The organism is Sagittula stellata E-37, assembly GCF_039724765.1.
GTDB classification, from domain to species: Bacteria; Pseudomonadota; Alphaproteobacteria; order Rhodobacterales; family Rhodobacteraceae; genus Sagittula; species Sagittula stellata.
The window spans coordinates 4,056,888-4,071,624 of record NZ_CP155729.1; the positions used below are offsets into that span (position 1 = coordinate 4,056,888).

The 14,737-nt window shown below is 66.0% G+C and carries 9 protein-coding genes; 6 read left to right on the plus strand and 3 right to left on the minus strand.

Translation table 11 applies throughout. The annotated features are described in order from the left end of the window. The first annotated feature begins 15 nt into the window (after positions 1 to 15). The 3 genes from oppB to ABFK29_RS19390 are packed head-to-tail and all read left to right on the plus strand — an operon-like array spanning position 16 to position 3,704. Positions 16 to 939 (plus strand): oligopeptide ABC transporter permease OppB, encoded by a 924-nt coding sequence (gene oppB / locus ABFK29_RS19380; protein ID WP_005859903.1) that lies wholly within the window; start codon positions 16 to 18, stop codon positions 937 to 939. A gap of 1 nt (position 940) precedes the next feature. Further along, positions 941 to 1,876 (plus strand): ABC transporter permease, encoded by a 936-nt coding sequence (locus tag ABFK29_RS19385; RefSeq protein WP_005859905.1) that lies wholly within the window; start codon positions 941 to 943, stop codon positions 1,874 to 1,876. A gap of 1 nt (position 1,877) precedes the next feature. Beyond that, positions 1,878 to 3,704 carry a dipeptide ABC transporter ATP-binding protein gene (locus tag ABFK29_RS19390; RefSeq protein ID WP_005859907.1) on the plus strand — a complete coding sequence of 609 codons (1,827 nt, stop codon included), beginning with the start codon at positions 1,878 to 1,880 and terminating at the stop codon, positions 3,702 to 3,704. Between the two features lie 17 nt (positions 3,705 to 3,721). Here the strand turns inward: ABFK29_RS19390 and ABFK29_RS19395 are convergent, their stop codons facing one another. Continuing rightward, positions 3,722 to 4,306 carry a TetR/AcrR family transcriptional regulator gene (locus tag ABFK29_RS19395; RefSeq protein WP_005859909.1) on the minus strand — a complete coding sequence of 195 codons (585 nt, stop codon included), beginning with the start codon at positions 4,304 to 4,306 and terminating at the stop codon, positions 3,722 to 3,724. A 223-nt stretch (positions 4,307 to 4,529) separates the two neighbouring features. Between ABFK29_RS19395 and ABFK29_RS19400 the strand changes: the two genes are divergently transcribed. From ABFK29_RS19400 to ABFK29_RS19410, 3 genes are all read left to right on the plus strand, one after another. Then, a complete protein-coding gene (locus tag ABFK29_RS19400; RefSeq protein ID WP_005859911.1) occupies positions 4,530 to 5,726 on the plus strand; it encodes an efflux RND transporter periplasmic adaptor subunit in 1,197 nt (398 codons plus the stop codon). Positions 5,727 to 5,731: 5 nt separating this feature from the next. Further along, on the plus strand, positions 5,732 to 8,851 hold the full coding sequence (locus ABFK29_RS19405; protein WP_005859913.1) for an efflux RND transporter permease subunit: 3,120 nt from the start codon (positions 5,732 to 5,734) through the stop codon (positions 8,849 to 8,851). 225 nt (positions 8,852 to 9,076) lie between these two features. Continuing rightward, entirely contained in the window at positions 9,077 to 11,329 is a 2,253-nt protein-coding gene (locus tag ABFK29_RS19410) for a molybdopterin-dependent oxidoreductase (protein WP_005859915.1), read from the plus strand. 310 nt (positions 11,330 to 11,639) lie between these two features. On the opposite strand, the gene ABFK29_RS19415 is transcribed toward ABFK29_RS19410, so the two are convergent. Together ABFK29_RS19415 and ABFK29_RS19420 are read right to left on the minus strand one after the other, a co-directional pair. Beyond that, positions 11,640 to 12,968 carry a sigma-54-dependent transcriptional regulator gene (locus ABFK29_RS19415; protein ID WP_005859917.1) on the minus strand — a complete coding sequence of 443 codons (1,329 nt, stop codon included), beginning with the start codon at positions 12,966 to 12,968 and terminating at the stop codon, positions 11,640 to 11,642. Beyond that, the gene (locus tag ABFK29_RS19420) at positions 12,965 to 14,737 is read right to left on the minus strand and encodes a sensor histidine kinase (RefSeq protein ID WP_157136516.1); all 1,773 of its coding nucleotides are present in this window, start codon (positions 14,735 to 14,737) and stop codon (positions 12,965 to 12,967) included. The genes ABFK29_RS19415 and ABFK29_RS19420 overlap by 4 nt, the downstream gene beginning before the upstream one ends.

The window sequence follows — 14,737 nt, forward strand, 5'->3', positions numbered from 1 at the left end:
AAGGTTGAACCCCAAATGCTTTCTTATGTGATCCGACGGCTTCTGGTTGCTGTCCCGACGATCCTGTTACTGGTGATCGCTGCCTTTGCCATGATGCAGCTTGCGCCGGGCGGGCCATTCACTTCCGAACGTCCCCTGCCCCCCGAGGTGCTCGCCAACATCGAGCGTCGCTACGGCCTCGACCAGCCGCTGTGGAAGCAGCTCTGGGACTATTTCGCCAATATCGTCCTGCATTTCGATTTCGGGCCGTCCTTCGTCTACAAGGACCGGGACGTGAACGACATCATCGCGCAGGGCTTCCCGATCTCGCTGACCTACGGGTCGCTGGCCTTCCTCGCCGCGACGGTTGTGGGTGTGGTTCTCGGCATCGCCGCCGCGATCCGGCACAACACCTGGATCGATTACGCCGCCGTGTCGCTGGGGATCGCCGCACAGGCGCTGCCGAACTTCATCATGGGCCCGATCCTGATCCTGACCTTCACGCTCTGGCTGGGGCTGTTGCCCGGCGGCGGCTGGAACGGCGGACAGTGGCAATACCTCATCATGCCGGTGATTGCGCTTTCGACCTCCTACATGGGGTCCATCGCGCGGATCACCCGGTCGTCGATGCTGGAAGTGCTGAACTCCAACTTCATCCGCACCGCCCGTGCCAAGGGCCTGCCGCAAGGCACGATCATCTGGCGACACGCGATGAAGCCGACACTGCTGCCGGTGATCTCCTACCTCGGGCCGGTCTTCGTTTACGTGCTGACGGGGTCCGTCTTCGTCGATCTCTACTTCTCCACCGGCGGCCTCGGTCAGAGCTACGTGAACTCCGCCCTCACCCGCGACTATGCGGTGCTGCTGGGCGTGACGATCCTGTACGGCGCGCTGACCGTCGTCGTGAACCTGCTGACCGACCTCGCCTACGCGTGGTTCGATCCCAAGATCCGGTACTGACATGCGCTTTTTCGGAACATCCCCCAAGGCCGCCGCGCTGGCGGGCGAGATCACCGACTTCACCGCCGTGCGCGGCCGGTCGCTTCTGAGGGACGCCTTCAACCGCTTCCTGCGCAACAAGGCCGCGATGGCAAGCGTCGTCATCCTTGCGCTGGTCGTGCTGTTCGTGCTGTTCGGACCGCTGTTCTCGCAATGGTCGAACGAGGAAATCGACTGGGTCGTGATGGGAGACGTGAAGGGCATGGGCATGCCGTCGCTGGAGACCGGGCACTACTTCGGCGTCGACGATCTCGGCCGCGATTTGTATGCACGGACGATCCAGGCGACGCGCACCTCGCTGCTGGTCGGGCTGATCGGTGCCGCCATGGCGCTGGTCGTGGGCACGCTTTGGGGTGTCGTCGCGGGCTACTTCGGCGGGCGCCTCGACAGTGTCATGATGCGCTTCGTCGATATCATGCTCGCCATCCCGCTGACGCTGATCCTCATCCTCATCCTCGTCGTCGCCGGGCGCAGCTTCGTGGCACTGTTCCTGGGCCTCGGCGCGGTGTCGTGGCTGACCATGAGCCGCATCGTCCGCGGCCAGACCCTGACCCTGAAGGGCCGCGAGTTCATCGAGGCCGCGCGCGCCACCGGCGTGTCGGAGGCCACCATCATCCGGCGCCACATCCTGCCGAACCTCGCGGGGGTGGTCATCGTCTACGCGTCGTTGCTGGTGCCCGAGATGATCCTCGCCGAGAGCTTCATCTCCTTCCTCGGTCTTGGCATTTCAGAGCCCAACACCTCGCTCGGACGCCTGATCGCGGAGGGGGCAGGCACCATGGCCTACGGCACCCTCTGGCAGCTGCTGGTTCCGCTTTTCTTCTACGTCACGCTGATCATCGCGATGTTCTTTATCGGCGACGGCCTGCGCGACGCACTCGACCCGAAGGACCGCTGACATGACCGTGTTTTCCGTCAAGGATCTGAAGGTCTCCTTCGACACGCCCGACGGCGCCGTTCGGGCCGTCAAGGGGGTCTCCTTCGATATCGCCGCGGGCCAGTGTCTTGGCATCGTTGGCGAAAGCGGATCGGGCAAGTCGCAGAGCTTCATGGCCGCGATGGGCCTGCTGCCGCCGAACGGCCATGCCAGCGGGTCGGTGACGTTGTCCGGGCAGGAGGTTCTGAACCTTCCGCTGAAACGGCTGAACGCCATCCGCGGCGCGGATGTGGGCATGATCTTCCAGGACCCGCTGACCGCGCTCACCCCCCACCTGAAGATCGGCGCACAAATGGCCGAGGTGCTCAGAGTCCACAAGGGTCTGCGGGGCCGCGCCGCCCGCGCGCATTGCCTCGACTGGCTGAACCGCGTGCAGATCCCCGAGGCCGAGCGCCGTCTCGACCAGTACCCGCACGAGCTGTCGGGCGGGATGCGTCAGCGCGTGATGATCGCGCAGGCCATGCTCTGCGATCCGAAACTGCTGATCGCGGACGAACCGACCACGGCGCTCGACGTGACGGTACAGGCGGAGGTGCTGGACCTGATGGCCACGCTGCAGAAGGAGATGGGCACCGCCATCGCGCTGATTACGCACGACATGGGCGTCGTCGCCCGCATGTGCGATCACGTGAAGGTCATGCGCCTTGGCGAATTCGTGGAGGACGGCCCGGTGGAACGCATCTTCGCCGAACCGGAACACGATTACACCCGCAAGCTGCTGGAGGCGATGCCCCGGATCGACAAGGGCGATACGCCGGGCGACATCGCAGGCAACACCATTCTCGACGTCGAAGACCTGAAGGTGCACTTTCCGATCAGCGTGAGTGGCGGTCTGTTCGGGCGCACCGTCCCTCTGAAGGCGGTCAACGGCGTAAGCTTCGACCTGAAGGAAGGCGAGACGCTGGGCATCGTGGGCGAATCCGGCTGCGGAAAATCGACACTCGCCCGCGCGGTGCTGCAACTGATCCCATCGAAGTCGGGCACCGTGTCGTGGCTGGGCAAGCCTCTGACAGAACTGGACCGCAAGGCGCTGAAGCGGGAACGCCGCGACCTCCAGATCGTCTTTCAGGACCCGCTGGCCAGCCTCGATCCGCGCCTGACCATCTCCGCCTCGATCGCGGAGCCGCTTCAGACCCACCGACCTGAACTGACCGCCCGCGAGCGGCGCGAGGAAGTGGTCGCAATGATGACCCGCGTCGGGCTGGAGCCGTCGATGTACAACCGCTACCCGCATGAACTCTCCGGCGGACAGAACCAGCGCGTCGGCATCGCCCGCGCGATGATCACCCGGCCCAAGCTGATCGTCTGCGACGAGGCGGTCAGCGCGCTCGACGTCTCGATCCAGGCGCAGATCGTGAAGCTCCTGAAGGACCTTCAGGACGAATTCGGCATGTCGATGCTGTTCATCAGCCACGACCTTTCGGTGGTGCGCGCCATCTCCAACCGGATCATGGTGCTGTACCTCGGGCGCGTCGTGGAGATGGGCGACGCGGACAGCATCTGCGCCCGGCCGCAGCACCCTTATACGCAGGCCCTGATTTCCTCAGTACCGATCCCCGATCCGGTGGCCGAACGCGCCCGGAATCGCATCCGCATCCCCGGAGAACTGCCCTCACCGCTGGATCCACGCGCGTCGCTGCGCTTCCTGCCCTCGCGCCTCGCCGATAAGGGAGACGTCTATGTGCCCCAATTGCGCGACATGGGCGGCGGGCACCTCGTGGCCGAACACGATCCGCTGGACAGCCTCCTGAAACACCCCCGTCCCGGGGGCGCGATCCCTGCCGCCTGACCGAACCGGCGCGGGCCTCAGGAAATGCCGTTCAGGAAGACCCTGAGACCCAGCTCGAACCGCGCTTTGGGCGCCTGTTTGCAGGGGTGTTCATCGGTCTGGATCAGTGCCTCGATCACCGGCATGTGCAACATGTCGAGCAACAACGTCGCTGCCGCGGCGGGGTCCTCGACCTGCAGTTCGCCCCGCGCGCAGGCCCGCTCGATCTCTGCCCGGACCATGGCCTGCTTGTTGCGCGGCCCCTCTTCCAGACAGCGCCGGCTGAGGCGCGGGTGCTGCTGGGCCTCGGCGATGGCCAGCCGGAACAGGGCGATCGGCAGGTCCCATCGGTTGCCGGGCTCGTCGATCATGAAAAGCTTGCGCAGACGGACCGCGAAAGACCCGTCCTCCGGCAGATCCGGCACCGGCGCGCATCTGACAAAGCGCCTTTCGATGTAGGCGTCGAACAGCGTGTCGCGATCCTGGAACAGGCCGTAGAGCGTCTGTTTCGACATGCCCGCGCGCCGCGCGATGGCCGCCATGGTCATCCCGGCCAGACCCACCTCGCGGAAGTGCTCGTCCAGCGCGTCGAGGATCACGGCCCGCCGTTTCTCCGCGTCCATGACGACAGGCCGTCCCTTACGGACGGGCACAGGATCGTCTTTCCTGCCGACTGCTTGTGCGGTACGTGCCACGCTTGCCCTCCAAATCGCGCTGCCTTGCCCTTCGCGCCAAAAAGCGGCTTGCGGAATCCACATTACGGTACTTATGAGACGCCAGAGTCTTTTAAATACTCCGCCGGATTGCGCCAAGCGATTTCGCCGGATTCGCGAAAAGGAGCCGACAATGCGTTCGGTCACGACCGCGCCGCTTCTGGCGCTTTTTGTTGCGGCAGCCCTGCCGCTGTCCTTCACACCCGCGCTTGCACAGCAACAAGGCGGCGAGCGTCCGCCCGCGGCCGTCACAGTCGAGACGATGCAACCGCAAGCGCTGACGCTGACCTCTACCCTGCCCGGCCGCGTCCGCGCGTCGGCGGTGGCAGAGGTCCGGCCGCAGGTTAACGGCATCATCACCGAGCGTCACTTCAAAGAGGGCACGATGGTCGAGGAAGGCGATCTTCTTTATACCATCGACGCGACCACCTACGAGGCCGCCGTCGCGCAGGCCGAGGCGCAGCTCAGCGCGTCACAGGCCCAACAACGCGCGGCTCTGAGGGACTTCGACCGGGTAAGCAGCCTGTCCACGCGCGGTGTCACCAGCCAGCAGGCCGTGGACGAGGCGACGTCTGCCCGCGATACCGCTGACGCGCAGGTGGTGATGTCCGAGGCCGCGCTGCGGTCGGCACAGATCAACCTCGACCACACCGAAATCCGCGCCCGCCTTTCCGGTCGGATCGGCCTTTCGGATATTTCGCGCGGCGCGCTCGTGACCGCCAGCCAGCCGACGCCGCTGACCACGATCCGCAAGCTGGACAGGGTTTATGTCGACGTGACTCAATCCGCAGCCGAGCTGCTTGCCTGGCGGCGCGGCACGGCGCTGGACGAAGAAACCACGGGCGAGGTCAAGCTGACCCTCGCCGATGGCGCCCCCTTCAGCCAGCCCGGTCACCTCACCGCCGCCGAGCCGCATGTGGACGAACAGACTGGCGTGATCGTGCTGCGGATCGAATTCCCGAACCCCGACATGCTGCTGCTGCCGGGTATGTATGTGCAGGTCGAAATGCCGACCGCGCAACTCGAAGACGTGTACCTGGTCCCGCAGGAAGCCGTGACCCGCGACCGCCGGGGCAACCCGACGACCTGGGTGGTGAACGCCGACAACGTGGTCGAGGTTCGCCCGCTGACGATCCTGCAGGACCGCGGCTCCGACTGGGTGGTCAGCGAGGGTCTGAACCCGGGCGACCGGGTCGTTGTGGAAGGCCTGCAAAAGGCCGGGCCGGGCGCCACCGTCGCCCCATCGGAACGCACCGCCGAGACCTCAACCGACACCTCCGCCGAGGCCGCGACGGCAACGGACGGCGACGCCGCCACGGCAACGGAGTAAGCGCAATGGCCCGTTTCTTCATCGAGCGGCCCATCTTTGCGTGGGTCATCTCCATCATCATCATGGGGATCGGCATCCTGTCGGTTCTGACGCTCCCCATCGCACAGTATCCGCAGATCGCGCCGCCCTCGATCTCCATCCGGGCGAATTATCCCGGTGCCTCGGCGCAGACCGTGGCCAATACCGTCACTCAGATCATCGAACAACAGATGACCGGCCTCGACGGAATGCGCTACGTGTCGTCGAACTCCACCTCGGCGGGAACCGCCAGCGTCACGCTGACCTTCGAGACCGGGACCGACCCGGACATCGCTCAGGTCCAGGTGCAGAACAAGCTGGCACAAGCGACGCCGCTCCTCCCCGACAGCGTGCAGCGTCAGGGTGTAACCGTGCAGAAGTCCTCTGCCGGCTTCCTGATGGTGATCGCGCTGATCTCTCCGGACGGCAGCCTCGACCAGACGGACCTCTCCGACTACCTGAAGTCCAACCTCGTGGACGAGATGTCCCGGATCGAAGGCGTCGGCGCGGTGCAGGTGTTCGGCGGGCAGTACGCCATGCGCATCTGGCTCGACCCGTCAAAGCTGACCGCCTACGAACTGACGCCTTCGGACGTGGTGGCCGCGGTCAGTGCCGAGAACGCACAGATATCCGCCGGCGCTTTCGGCGACCGTCCCACGTCGGACGGCCAGATGCTGAACGCCACGATCACCGCGCAGTCGCTGCTGCAGACGCCGGAGGACTTCCGCCAGATCGTCCTGCGTGCGCAGGAGAACGGCGGCCTGGTGCTGCTGGACGACGTGGCGACGGTCGAGATCGGCTCTGAAGGGTACAATTTCACTCCGACCTACGATGGCCAGCCCGCCAGCGGCATGGCGATCAGCCTCGCACCCGGCGCCAACGCGCTGGACACATCGGAGCTGGTGCACGCCCGGATGGAGGAGTTCGCTCAGTTCTTCCCCGCCGGCATCGCCTACACGATCCCTTACGACACCACGCCCTTCGTGAAGATCTCTATCGAGGAGGTGGTGCGCACATTGGTCGAGGCCATCGTGCTCGTCTTCCTCGTGATGCTGCTGTTCCTGCAAAACCTGCGGGCCACACTGATCCCCACGCTGGCGGTGCCGGTCGTCATCCTCGGGACCTTCGGGGTTCTCGCGGTGATGGGCTATACGATAAACACGTTGACCATGCTGGCCATGGTACTTGCCATCGGCCTGCTCGTCGACGATGCCATCGTGGTTGTCGAGAACGTCGAACGCCTGATGGAAGAGGAAGGCCTCTCGCCGCGCGAGGCCACCCGCAAGTCGATGGGCCAGATCACCGGAGCGCTGATCGGCATCGCCATGGTTCTTTCCGCGGTGTTCGTGCCCATGGCCTTCTTCGGCGGATCGACCGGCGTGATCTACCAGCAGTTCTCGGTCACCATCGTGTCGGCCATGGCGTTGTCGGTGCTGGTGGCGCTGACGCTGACACCGGCGCTCTGCGCGACCATGCTCAAGCACACCCCCAGTGACAAGCGCGGGTTCTTCGGCTTCTTCAACCGGGGCTTCGGAGCCACGACCCGCGGCTATGGCAAGGCGGTCGGCGGCATCGTGCGGCGTCCGGTCCGCATGGCTCTTGTCTATCTTCTGATTGTGGGCGGCATGGTCGCGCTGTTCATGCGAACGCCCACCGGCTTCCTGCCGGACGAGGACCAGGGCATCATGTTCGTGATGATCCAGGCCCCCACCGGCGCGACGCTGGAACGGACCGAGGATGTCGTGGAACGGGTGCAGACCTACTTCCTCGAACAGGAATCCGAGGCGGTCGAAGCGGTCTTCGGCGTGGCGGGCTTCGGCTTTGCCGGTCAGGGGCAGAACATGGCGCTGGCCTTCGTCCGGCTGAAGGACTGGTCCGAACGCGAAAACCCGGCGCTGTCTGCCCGGGCGGTGGCGGGGCGGGCCTTCGGCGCCCTGTCGCAAATCCAGGACGCCTTCGTCTTTCCGGTCGTGCCGCCCGCCGTCACCGAACTCGGCAACGTCTCGGGCTTCGACATGTTCCTCCAGGCACGCGGCGGCCAGACCCACGAAGAACTGGTCGCAGCACGCAACCAGCTTCTGGGCATGACGGCACAAAGCCCGCTTCTGACGGGTGTGCGTCCGAACGGGCTCGAAGATGCCTCGCAGTTCAACCTCGCCATCGACTGGCGCAGGGCGGGCGCGATGGGCGTGACGGCAACCGATGTGTCGAACCTGTTGCGGATCGCCTGGGCCGGCGCCTATGTGAACGACTTCATCGACCGGGGCCGGATCAAGCGGGTCTACGTGCAGGGACAGGCAGACAGCCGGTCCACGCCGACCGACCTGGCGAAGTGGCGGGTGCGCAATGCCTCCGGCGGTTTGGTGCCCTTCGCCAACTTTGCGGAAGGCTCGTGGCAGATGGGGGCACAGGGCATCTACCGCTACAACGGTGTGCCTGCCCTCCAGATCCAGGGCAGTCCCGCGCCCGGTGTGACCACCGGTGAAGCCATGGCCGAGATGGAGCGTCTCGTGTCCCAGCTTCCCGACGGGTTCGGCCTGTCGTGGACCGGTCTGTCGCTGGAGGAACGCGAATCCGGCAACCAGGCACCGCTGCTTTACGCGCTGTCCCTGGCCGCCGTGTTCCTGTCGCTTGCAGCGCTTTATGAGAGCTGGTCGATTCCCTTCGCGGTGATGCTGGCCATGCCCATCGGCGTGTTGGGCGCGCTGCTCGGGGCGTGGGCCGGCGGCTTCGAGAACGGCGTCTTCTTCCAGGTGGGTCTTTTGACGGTGATCGGTTTGACCGGCAAGAACGCCATCCTGATCGTGGAGTTCGCCCGCGACCGGATGGAGGCAGGCGAAGACGTCTTGACCGCCACGGTCGAGGCCGCCAAGCAGCGTTTCCGCCCGATCATCATGACGTCCATGGCCTTTTCGCTTGGCGTCGTGCCGCTGGTGATTTCCACCGGTGCGGGCTCCGGCGGACGCAACGCCATTGGCGCCGGGGTGCTTGGGGGCACGCTGTCCTCCACCGTCTTCGGCGTGCTTCTCGTTCCGCTGTTCTTCGTCATTGTGGTTCGGTTGTTCACGCGCAAGCGGGCGCAATCCGCGACACAACCGGCCGAGTGATCATTGGGCGGGGCAACGGTGCCCCGCCCCACCTTGTGCCCCGGTCCGGATCAGACGTGCCGGGCGCCCTCCCCCCGACATTCGCCCATCTCAGTCGGCGCGCGACTGGCCCCGCCTGATCTCCGCCACCCCTACGAATGGTGTATCCGCCACTCTCTCCCTTGGCGCGCCGATCCATGTTGGCTAGGGAAAGCCACAGGAACCAGCCGGAGCCAGGGACGCATCATGGACGACACCGCCGCACGCTTCACCAGGATCACGTCGAGCCACTGGGGCGCTTTCGAAGTGGACGTGGAGAACGACCGCATTGTCGCCACGCGGCCCTTCTCGGGCGATACGCATCCCTCCCGCATACCCGACATCATTCCGCAGGCGGTGCATCACCGCTCGCGGGTCGCACGCCCTTCCATCCGCCGTGGCTGGCTGGACACCAGGGAGCGCAGCGGACGTGGCACGGACGACTTCGTCGAATTGCCTTGGGACGAGACGCTTGACATCGCCGCCGCCGAGATAGACCGCATCCGCAAGACCCACGGCAACGAGGCGATCTTCGGCGGCTCCTACGGGTGGAGTTCCGCCGGGCGTTTCCACCACGCGCAAAGCCAGGTCCACCGGTTCCTGAACAGCATCGGTGGGTATGTCGCCTCTTTCGGCAGCTACTCTACCGGTTGCGCGCAATCGATCATGCCGCACGTCTTCGGAATCGACTTCCTCTCGCTGCTCTACCAGCACCAAGAGGGCTGGCACTCGATTCACGACCATACTGAAACGCTGGTGATGTTCGGCGGGATCAATCCGAAGAATGCGCAGGTCAGCATGGGCGGCGTGACCGATCACGACACCGCGAGCTGGATGCAACGTTGCCTTGCGAAGGGGATGTACTGTCTGAACGTCGGGCCGCAGCGCTCGGACGCCCCCGAAGGCTGCGACTGGCTGCCTGTCCGGCCCGGGTCGGACACCGCGCTGATGCTGGCACTGGCCTACGTTCTGGAGAGCGAAGGATTGACGGACCACGCCTTCCTCGACCGCTACACCGAGGGGTTCGCCCGCTTCCGCCCCTATCTGATGGGAGAAAGCGACGGCACCCCGAAGACCCCGGAATGGGCCGCACCGCTATGCGGGGCCGAACCCGACACGATCCGCGACCTCGCGCGCCGCATGGCAAGGACCCGCACGCTGATCACGGTTGCCTGGTCGCTGCAACGTGGCGAACACGGGGAACAGCCCTACTGGATGTCCGCCGTGCTGGCCGCGATGCTTGGGCAGATCGGCCGTCCGGGCAGCGGCGTGGGCTACGGCTACGGGGCGATCGGTGGCGTGGGCAAGACCCTCGACGCCATGTCGGGGATGACCTTCTCGCAATTGTCGAACCCGGTGCAGACAAGGATCCCCGTGGCCCGCATCGCCGACATGCTGCGCAATCCCGGACAACTCTACGACTTCAACGGTCAGTGCACGCCCTACCCCGACATCCGGCTGATCTACTGGGCGGGCGGCAACCCGTACCACCACCACCAGGACCTGAACGCCCTGCACGAAGCTTGGCAACAGCCCGAGACGATCATCGTCAACGAACCGTGGTGGACAGCCACGGCGAAGCGCGCGGACATCGTCTTCCCCGCGACCACCCCATATGAGCGGGAAGACATCGGCCGCTCCAGCCTCGACGATCACCTGTTCCATATGCCCAGGCTGGTGTCGCCGGTGGGCGAGGCGCGCGACGACTACGCCATCTTCGCGGCACTGGCCGAGCGGGTCGGAGAAGGAGAGGTGTTTTCCGAAGGCCGCAGCGCTGACGACTGGATCGAGATCCTGTATGCCGACTTCCGCGAACGGGCAGTCGCACAAGGCATCGATATCCCGGACCTCGACGGTTTGCGGCAGCAAAACTGGATCAAGCTGCCGATCCGCTCCGAGCGCATCGGCCATTCGTACTTCGGTCCCTTTCGGGCGGATCCGGCCCGGGCGCCGCTCGGGACGCCTTCGGGCCGGATCGAGATCTTCTCGGAAACCATTGACGGGTTCGGTTACGAGGACTGCCCCGGTCACCCGGTCTGGTTGCCGCCGTCCGAATGGCTGGGGTCCGCCAATGCGGAAACGCCGCTCCACCTCGTCTCGCCCCAGCCCGGCGACAAGCTGCACAGCCAGCTCGAAAGTGCGCTGGCGGATGTGCCGGGCGCACGGCCCGCACCTCTGGTCATCCATCCCGACGATGCGGCACTGCGTCAGATCGAATCCGGCGACCTCCTGCGCGTTTTCAATGCACGCGGAGCCTGCCGTGCCCGGGCGCAAGTGTCGCAGGACATCAGGCCCGGCGTTGTCGCCCTGCCGACCGGCGCTTGGTATAGCGATCCTGGCGGGAACATCGACCTCGACGGCAACCCCAACGTGCTGACGAAGGACGTGGGGACCTCGAAACTCGGCCAGGGCTGCAGCGCACACACGGCCCTTGTAGAGGTCGCGCGCCTCGATCCCTGAGCGGCTCTTGGCCGTGCGACTGGGACGCGGCGGCAAAAGCCAGTGCGCGACCTCTGAAGCGCCTTGCGGCGCCAATAAGTACATGCATGGCCCCGGTCCGCAGCGTCTTTTATCCCTTGCCGCTGTTGCTGCGCGTCCGAAATTCGGGATAAGCAGCCAGCAAGACGCCTTGCACGACCATCACTTGGCCCGCTTCATCCTGCTTGAGACCTAGGTCTCACGTCTCGGCCATTGCCACCTCCGGCAGTGTCTCGCCGGGAGAGCCAGGCATCGCGCGGCAGGAAAGCTGGCCACAACAACAGCCGACAAGTCACTTCCTGCGCCCTGCGGCCAACGACAGCTTGGCGATCTTGTCATTGAGCGTCCGGCGCGGCAGGCCCAGGATGCGGGCCGCCGTCTCCGTGTTGCCATTGCACTGGTCAAGAACGCGGCTGATTTCCTTGGCTTCGAAGTCGGACACGAGATCCCGCAGCGTCTGGCCCGTGTTCACCACGGCGCCCGAACCGTTGTCCCGCGCCACCGCACGCGGGCGCCGCAGCCCCAGCACGTGCCGGTCGGCCATGATCCGCAACTCGTGGGCGTTGCCGGGCCAGTGGTGGCTTTGCAGCGCCTTCCGGTCGTCAAAGGTGATCTCGGGCGTTTGGCGCCCGTGCCGCGCGGCGGCGGCGGCGAGGAAATGCGCGAAGATCAGTGGCACATCCGACGGCACCTGCCGCAAGGCGGGCAGCGCGACCTCGTACCCCGCGATCCGGTAATACAGGTCTTCGCGGAACGTGCCCTGCCGGATCGCGTCGCGCAGCGGGCGGGAAGCCGAGGAAATGACCCTGAAATCCAGCTTGCGCGGCCCCGCGATCTCATCCGTCTCGCGGGTTTGCAGGATGCGCAGCAGTTTCGGTTGCAACGCCATCGACAGGGTGTCGATCTGGTCGAGGAACAGCGTGCCCCCGTCGGCGGATGCGATCAGCCCCGGGTTCGGGGCACCGTCCGCGGCGGCGCGGGGGTCCCCGAACAGGATCGGTTCGGCCCCGACTTCGGGCAGGGTCGCGCAGTTGACCACGACGAACGGCCCTTGCGCATGCGGTCCACGGTGATGCAGCAGGCGCGCCGCCAGTTCCTTGCCGGTCCCGGTTTCCCCGGTCAGCACCACATCGATGGCCAGCGGAGCAATCTCGGCGAGGGTGTCGCGAAGCGCGGCGATGGCCCGGCTCTCGCCGATGAAGTCCGCCTGTTCCTCCAACCGCGTCTGCAGGCGCGCGACTTCGGCCTTAAGGCGCCCGGTCTTCAGCGCGCGTTCGATCACCGACATCAGGTGCTCGGCGTCGTACGGCTTTTCGAGGAAATCCTCCGCGCCGCACTGCATAGCGCGGACCGCGTGCGCGACGTCTCCGTGTCCCGTCAAGACCACCACGGGCACGTCGCAACCCGCATCGACCAGTCCGTCCAGAAGGCCTATTCCGTCCAGACCAGGCATGCGCAGATCGGTCAGCACAAGGTCGGGCGGCGCGGCGGTGGCTGCGGTCAACGCCGCCGACGCCACGTCGAAGGCGACGGTTTCATGCCCAACCGCCGAGATCAGGTCGCACAACCCTTCAAGGTGGTCGGGATCGTCGTCGACGACGAAGACGCGGGCCCCGGTCATGCCGCGGCGATCCTGTCGGAGGCCATCGCCTCGAAGGTCAGCAGCGCGCATGTACCGCCCCCCGCCGCATTCGACAGCGTCAGCTGACCACCGAACTCCTCGACGATGTTGCGTGAAATGGACAGGCCGAGACCGAGGCTTTCGCCGGTTTTCTTGGTGCTGAAAAACGGCTCCACCACCCGGGTCAACAGCGACGTGGGAATGCCGGGTCCGTTGTCGACGACGGCGATCTCGACAGCGGTTTCCGACTGTCGACGCTCCACCCGGATGCGCGGACCGTCCTGCCCGGCGACGGCATCGAGCGCGTTCATCAACAGGTTCACCAGCACCTGTTCCAGCCGCACCTGCCCGGCGAGAACCACCGGCACCGGACCTTCGGGATCGAAGCCGATGGAGACGCCGCCTGCTGACGCGCGCGGCGCGACCAGTTCCATGGCGTTCCGGATGGCCGGGTCCACCGGAACCGGCGACCGCTCTCCGGCCTCCTTGCGTGAAAAGCTCTTCAGGTGCCGGATCGTGCGCAGCATCCGCCTGATATGGCTGCGCGCCTTCTCGATCCGCGATGTGGCGTAGGAATCCGTGACCGTACCGGACAGGAGCGTGGCGGCCAGAGTGGCTTCCATCGCAGCGAGCGGCTGGCTGATCTCATGCACGATGGCCGCCGACATCCGCCCAAGCGCCGCCATCTTCTCGGAATGGATCAGGGCATCCTGCGCCGCGCGCAGGTCGTCCTCGGTCCGGCGCCGCTCTTCGATCTCGATGGCCAGGGCGGCGGTCCGTTCGGCCACGCGCGCTTCCAGCAGGGCCCCCTGTCGCAGCCGCATGTCGATCAGCCGGCGCCTTTGCCACCACGTCTGCATCAGCGCGCCAAGGGCCAGCGCCGTCAGCAATACGACACCGGCCGTGATCGACGCCCCGCGCACGGCCGGCGCCAGCGACGTGCTGCCCAGGAGCACCCAGTCATCCACCGGAAGCGCCTGCCGCCTGAGAAGCCGGTTGCTGCCGTCGACCTGCACGTCCTCCTGCCCGGGCCGCTCCAGAAGGGGCGCACGCTCTGCAACCGGGAGGCCGGCAAAGACACGCTCCTCGACGATGGCGGCGCGGTCCTCCGGCGACAGCGGCAGCAGCGGGCGGTAGAGCCAGTCCTCCAGCCCCGAAAGTATGATGACGCCGAAACTGTCGGCCACCGCCAGCGTGTCCCCGGCATCGACCCAGGTGTCCTGCAAGGGGCGGAGGTCGACCTTCACGACGATCACCGCGGGGCGCCCGGCGATGTCGGCGCGCGACGACAGGAAATAGCCCGGCTCTCCGGTGGTGACGCCCACGGCGTAGAACCGGCCCGCCCCACCGTTCATCGCGTTCTTGAAGTAGGGTCGAAAAGCGTAATTCTCACCGACGAAGCTGCGGTCGTCCTGCCAGTTGCTCGACGCGATCGCGGTGCCGGTGTCATCCATCAGGAAAAGCTCGTCGGCGCCCGACTGCCGGGCGATAACCTCCAGCGCCCTGCTGGCGGTCACTGTCATTGCGGTGTCGCCCGGCGTCACGACGGCGGCGCGAATGCGCGGATCTTCGAGCGCGATGGACGGCAGATAACGGAACCGCTCGATTTCTGCCTCGATGGTCCGCGCGGTCAGAACCAGCGACTGGTCCACCCGCTGCGCCAGCGCGCCCTTCGCCACATGCCACGCCGCAATGCCTGCCGCCCCGGCCGCAAGCGCGGCACAGAATACAACCAGCGGCCACAAGGCCCTGTGACGAAGCGGTCTCAT